6 protein-coding genes are annotated in these 5,483 nt (G+C 38.2%); 5 read left to right on the top strand and 1 reads right to left on the bottom strand.

The features are described 5' to 3' along the window. Window positions 1–376: 376 nt before the first annotated feature. The 5 genes from AFK68_RS12665 to AFK68_RS12650 all read left to right on the top strand — a co-directional run bounded on the left by AFK68_RS12665 (window position 377) and on the right by AFK68_RS12650 (window position 4,650). Window positions 377–1,138, top strand: a complete 762-nt coding sequence (locus AFK68_RS12665; protein ID WP_094673127.1) for a Tic22 family protein — start codon at window positions 377–379, stop codon at window positions 1,136–1,138. 27 nt (window positions 1,139–1,165) lie between these two features. Continuing rightward, window positions 1,166–2,071, top strand: coding sequence for a peptide chain release factor N(5)-glutamine methyltransferase (prmC, locus tag AFK68_RS12660; RefSeq protein ID WP_094673126.1), 906 nt, complete (start codon window positions 1,166–1,168; stop codon window positions 2,069–2,071). A gap of 294 nt (window positions 2,072–2,365) precedes the next feature. Next, window positions 2,366–2,515: a hypothetical protein gene (locus AFK68_RS36690; protein ID WP_168186438.1), complete on the top strand. Its 150-nt coding sequence runs from the start codon at window positions 2,366–2,368 to the stop codon at window positions 2,513–2,515. A gap of 435 nt (window positions 2,516–2,950) precedes the next feature. After that, complete coding sequence (locus tag AFK68_RS12655; protein WP_094673125.1) at window positions 2,951–3,538, top strand: L-threonylcarbamoyladenylate synthase; 588 nt, start codon at window positions 2,951–2,953, stop codon at window positions 3,536–3,538. Between the two features lie 167 nt (window positions 3,539–3,705). Then, complete coding sequence (locus AFK68_RS12650; RefSeq protein WP_094673124.1) at window positions 3,706–4,650, top strand: sensor histidine kinase KdpD; 945 nt, start codon at window positions 3,706–3,708, stop codon at window positions 4,648–4,650. Window positions 4,651–4,772: 122 nt separating this feature from the next. On the opposite strand, the gene AFK68_RS12645 is transcribed toward AFK68_RS12650, so the two are convergent. Beyond that, window positions 4,773–5,288: a GNAT family N-acetyltransferase gene (locus AFK68_RS12645; RefSeq protein WP_094673123.1), complete on the bottom strand. Its 516-nt coding sequence runs from the start codon at window positions 5,286–5,288 to the stop codon at window positions 4,773–4,775. Window positions 5,289–5,483 lie beyond the last annotated feature (195 nt).

Raw genomic sequence — 5,483 nt, 5'->3', positions numbered from 1 at the left:
GGATAATAATTTTTGTAGAGTTATGATCAGTGAATAACAAAATAATTTAATTTTATGATTAACGATAAATCTGGTTCAGCTTAAATAATTGATGGTTTGAATGGTTGAACTTTCTAGAGAATAAATGATTTTTTGAGATTAATAAAAAATAGTTAGATAGATGTTTTGCCAAGAAGAGTAAAAAAGATTCTGAATCGGATTTTTATAGAATAAACCCTTGTCATAATTGGCCTGATATTGGTCTTTGAAAAACATTAAATCATATTAATTAGTCGCAGATTGAACGAAAAACTGAAGTGTTTTTTGCATTTATTTTGTGGTTGTTTGATGTTCATAGTTTTTGAAATTGCAATATTTTAAGAAAACAGGAGAATTTATGAAGTCATTAGTTCGCTTAAGTGCAGTATTAGGAATAGTGGCTAGCACTTTGATAGGACCATCCCTGAAAGATATGTCTGCATTAGCACTGCCTGAGAAAGAAGTTTTACAGAAGTTAACTCCTGTACCTGTCTTTACGATCACCGATCAAAATGGCTCTCCTCTTGTAGCTTCGATTAAAAGAGAAGGTAATGACGATAATTCTTCTGTGGCGGGAGTTTTTATTAGTAAGAGTGATGCAGATGCTTTTGTTAATAAATTAAAAGGAGAAAATCCTGATTTGGCGGCTACGGTTAAGGTTGTTCCTGTCTCTCTGGGTGAAGTTTATGAAATGAGCCAATCTACACAACAGAATGGTCAGAAACTACAATTTGCTTATGTTCCAATCAAAAGACAGGTTGAATCTGCTAAGGCTTTACTTGAGAAAAGTGGTCAGGATGTTAACCAGTTTAATGGGGTACCTTTGTTTATCGCTAAGGGTGGACCTGATGATGGATATTTGACGATTCAGCGGGGGGAAAAGCAAGTTATTCCTATGTTTTTTAATAAGGAAGATTTGCAAGGAATGTTGGAGCGGGCTAAAACTCAACAACCTGATGTTTTTTCTTCTGTGAAGATTGAGGTTGTGAATCTTGAGGGTGTGATTAATGCTTTGGAGAATGATGATGATCCTTTCTTGGAAAAAATTATTTTTATTCCTCCTCGGGAGTCTTTGGAGTTTGTACAAAAGTTAAAACAATCTGGTAATTCTGGTAATTAATAAGTTGATATTCTTGGCGATCGATAGATGGATTTTTCCTGGAAGTGTGTGGTTTCAGGTCTAGAACTTTGGCGATGGTATTGTCAGACTAAGACTGATGCTTTGAGGCTAGGTATATCTGTTGCTGAGGTTGATTTATTGTTACAGGAGTTTGCTGGACTGGATAGATTAACGCTGCGTTTGGAGTCTTTTAAAGATTGGCCTAATGTTTCAATGAAGCTTTCTTTAGTTGAGTTGGATGGTCTTTGGCGCCGACGTTTGGAGGATAGGGTTCCGCTTCAATATTTAACTGGGGTTACTTATTGGCGGAATTTTTGTTTGGAGGTGGGTTCTGGGGTTTTGATTCCTAGACCGGAAACTGAGTGTTTAATCGATCTGGTTGTGGTTGCTACGAATGCTGTTTCGGATCTTGGACAAGGAATTTGGGTGGATCTGGGAACTGGTAGTGGGGCGATCGCTTGTGGTCTAGCGGATATCTTGACAGATGCTTCGATTTATGCTGTTGATTGTAGTCCGGCAGCTTTGGCTATTGCTAGACAGAATGCTGTTAAGTTGGGTTTGGCTCATAGAATTAATTTCTATGAGGGTTCTTGGTGGCAACCTCTGGAGCATCTGCGGGGTCGGGTGAGTGGGATGGTGGCTAATCCTCCTTATATTCCTAGTTGTATGATTTCTACTTTGCAAGTAGAGGTTAGGAAGCATGAGCCTCGTTTGGCTCTTGATGGTGGTGTTGATGGCCTAGATTGTATTAGATTTTTAGTTGAAACGGCTCCACTATATTTGGTTTCTGGTGGTGTTTGGTTGGTGGAGATGATGGATGGACAAGGGGAAAAGGTGGCTAAAATGTTGGAAGATAATGGAGCTTATTGTCGGGTTGAGATTTTTCCGGATCTTGAGGGGGTCGATCGCTTTGTTATGGCTTATTTGAAGTAGCACTCAGCACTTAGCTAGCCTCCTGGGTCGGAACTCTGTTAACAGCTATCAGTTTCTCAAGGTGTCCCTATTAACACGCACCACTCACTATAGTGGGGGACTTAAACTATTGAATTTTTAGCGGTCCTGCTAAATGCTATTTGCGGAGCATTCCTTCAGGAAAAGCTTATAGCTACTTAAAGTAATAATCATTTTCTTAAGCTCCCCTGGTTGAAGCTTTTTTTGCTACAGATGCTGGAATTACCTAAAATTTTTCAAAAAATTAAAAAATAAAAATCAAAATTAATTTATTTCGTGTCTATTGAGGTTCTAATTAAAGGAGGAATTTCTGGTAAGATTATGGGCTTTCTTACTGATATTGTACCAACACTGGCAGCTCGACCTGAGAAAGCAGATTTAATTTTTCAAGCGAAAGGTCGCAGTCAAGATAAACCTTTAATTTGAATGAGGGTTGACTAACGTAACTGCTTGGGATAATTGAATCTGAAGCTTAAATCATTTTCTTAAGCTCCCCTGGCTGAAGCTTTTTTTGCTAGAGATGCTGACATTACCTAAAATTTTTCAAAAAATTAAAAAATGAAAATCAAAATAAATTTATTTCGTGTCTATTGAGATTCTAATTAAAGGAGGAATTTCTGGTGAGATTATGGGCTTTCTTACTAACATTGTACCAACAGTGGCAGCTCGACCTGACAGAGGAGATTTAATTTTTGTCTCACTAAAGATAAACCTTTAATTTTAATGGGGGCAACTGCTTGGGATAATTGAATCTGAAGCTTAAATCATTTTCTTAAGCTCCCCTGGCTGAAGCTTTTTTTGCTACAGATGCTGGAATTACCTAAAATTTTTCAAAAAATTAAAAAATGAAAATCAAAATAAATGAGTTTAGTACCTATTGATGTTCTAATTGAGGGAGCGATTTCTGGTAATTTAGTAAGTTTTCCTACTGATACTGTACCAGCATTAGCAGCTCGACCTGAGAAAGCAGATTTAATTTTTCAAGCGAAAGGCCGCAGTCAAGATAAACCTTTGATTTTAATGGGTGCAACTGCTGAATCTTTGTGGCCTTATGTTGATGGAAGTGATGAAGAGTTACAGTTATGGCAAGGGGTGGCTGAAGAGTATTGGCCGGGGCAGTTGACTTTGGTGCTGCCTGCTGCCGAAATAGTGCCTAGGGTAATGAATCCTGTTAATCCCACTACAATTGGACTTAGGATTCCTAATTGCGATATTGCTAGAGAGATAATGGCTAAAACTGGACCTTTAGCGACTACGAGTGCTAATTTATCAGGCCAGCCGACCTTAGAGCGAATGGCAGAAATTAGTAGTCAATTTCCAGATGTGTTGGTTCTTTCGTTGTACCAAAGTCAGGAGATGAGGTTGGCTTCTGGGGTCCCTTCGACTGTTGCTAAGTGGAATGGAATTGCTGGTTGGGAAATTTTGCGTCAGGGAGCGGTAAAGTTGTAGCGCTACGCGCAAGTCAAAAGTCAGTAGGGGCGAATGGCCATTCGCTCGTACAAAAGTCAAAAGTAATCCCTGATGCTTGGAGAGAGCATTTATAAATGTCCGCGCCCTATTTGCATAGTGCTATAAAATTTTAAGGTACTGTTAAAAAATTTAGTATTTTTAGTGGAATGGGTTGGAACGATTTTTTCTTTTTGGCATTAGGATTTGGATTGGGGTTAATAGTTAGTAGGTTATGGTCTAGGCAAGAAAGTCAGAATTTATCAATGTCTTCTGTGGTGTCATCTCCTGAAGAATCTAATTCTGATTCTGAGGAGGTTGAGTATATTTTAGAGCAACTGAAACATACTCAACTAGCATATCAAATGGCTTCTGAAATGAGTAAGTTTAAGGCTGGTTTTTTGGCTCGAACTGCTCATGAGTTGCGATCGCCGATTAATAGTATGATTGGTGGACTACAGTTAGTTATTTCTGATTTAGCTGATGATCCGGAGGAGGAACGTGAGTTTGTAAACCAAGCTTATAATTCTGCTTTGAAAACTTTGGGGTTAATGGATGAGATTATTTATGTGGCTAAAACGGAACATGGTACTGAGAGGGTAAATATAGAGTCGCTGCAGCTAAGTCAGGTGTTTGAGGCGGTGGAAAATTTAACTTATATGCAGGCTGCTAACCGTAGTATTCGTTTGCAAATATCACCTCCTGAAGCGGATGTTTATGTTTTGGCGGATGAGTCTTGTCTGAAGCAGGTTTTGGTGAGTTTGATTGATACGGCGATCGCTCAAATGGATGAAGGTAGTGTGAATGTTTCTGTTCATCCTGCTGAGGAGTCTGGTTATGTTCATATTTGGATTGACGATCAACGTTCTGTTAGTGCTTGGAGTGAGTCTTGGGATTTACTCAAGCATAATCATAATCTTGAGGAGAAAGCTGAAAAAAATATGAGTGCTGATTTTCAGCTTTCTCCTGGTATGAGGTTGTTAATGAATCAAACTTTGTTGGGAATGATGAATGGACGTTTGGAGGTTCTGGCGACTCCTTCTGAGGGTGAAGAGTCTAATTTTAATCGGACTCAATGTTCGATTCCTATGAGTAGAGAGGGTGGTGAGAGTTAAGTTTCTGTGGCAAGTAGTGATGTTTATTTCTAGNTTGGGAATGATGAATGGACGTTTGGAGGTTCTGGCGACTCCTTCTGAGGGTGAAGAGTCTAATTTTAATCGGACTCAATGTTCGATTCCTATGAGTAGAGAGGGTGGTGAGAGTTAAGTTTCTGTGGCAAGTAGTGATGTTTATTTCTAGTGGTTAATTCGATTTCTCCTTCTATGGGTTGATTGTGCAATATCATTGTTGTGGTTTGATTTTGTTGAAATCCGATTCGTTTGTAGAAGTTTTGTTGATAGGTTGTCATTAGGTAAACTCTTTCTACATGACACATTCGTGGATGACTTAAGATTGTTTCAACTAATTTTCGTCCTAGTCCTCCTCCTTGATAGTTTGGGTGAATTACTATATCCCAAATTGTACCTCTATATACGCAATCTGATGTGGCGCGACCAAAACCTATCATTGTTTTGTTATTCCATACGCTGACGACTGGGCTGCTGTTGGCAATGGCTATTTCTAAGTCTTCTATTTTTCTATTTTTTGCCCAGATAGCTGCTGAATTAAATAATGCTATGAGTTGGGGAATGTCTACTTTTGAGTGACCTTCGCAGAATTGGATATGACGGTAATCTCTGGTAGTATTTTTCATATTTTTTAGTCAGCTCTCTATAGTTTCAATTTACTCAATTTATGTTTAGATTGAATATTGGTTGGGGCTAACTTTTACCTAGATTTAAGCATTTTTGTATGCTGAAAAATAGATAAAATTAATAAATTCTTTTGATTTTTTTTCTAGTGTAGATTATTGTACTCTCCTTCTTTTCTAAGGTTAGTAGTATATACC

The sequence above is a fragment of the Hydrocoleum sp. CS-953 genome, assembly GCF_002260545.1.
GTDB lineage: Bacteria > Cyanobacteriota > Cyanobacteriia > Cyanobacteriales > Microcoleaceae > Trichodesmium.
Note: the sequence above shows the minus strand (reverse complement) of the source record. Positions and strands in the feature narration are given on the sequence as shown.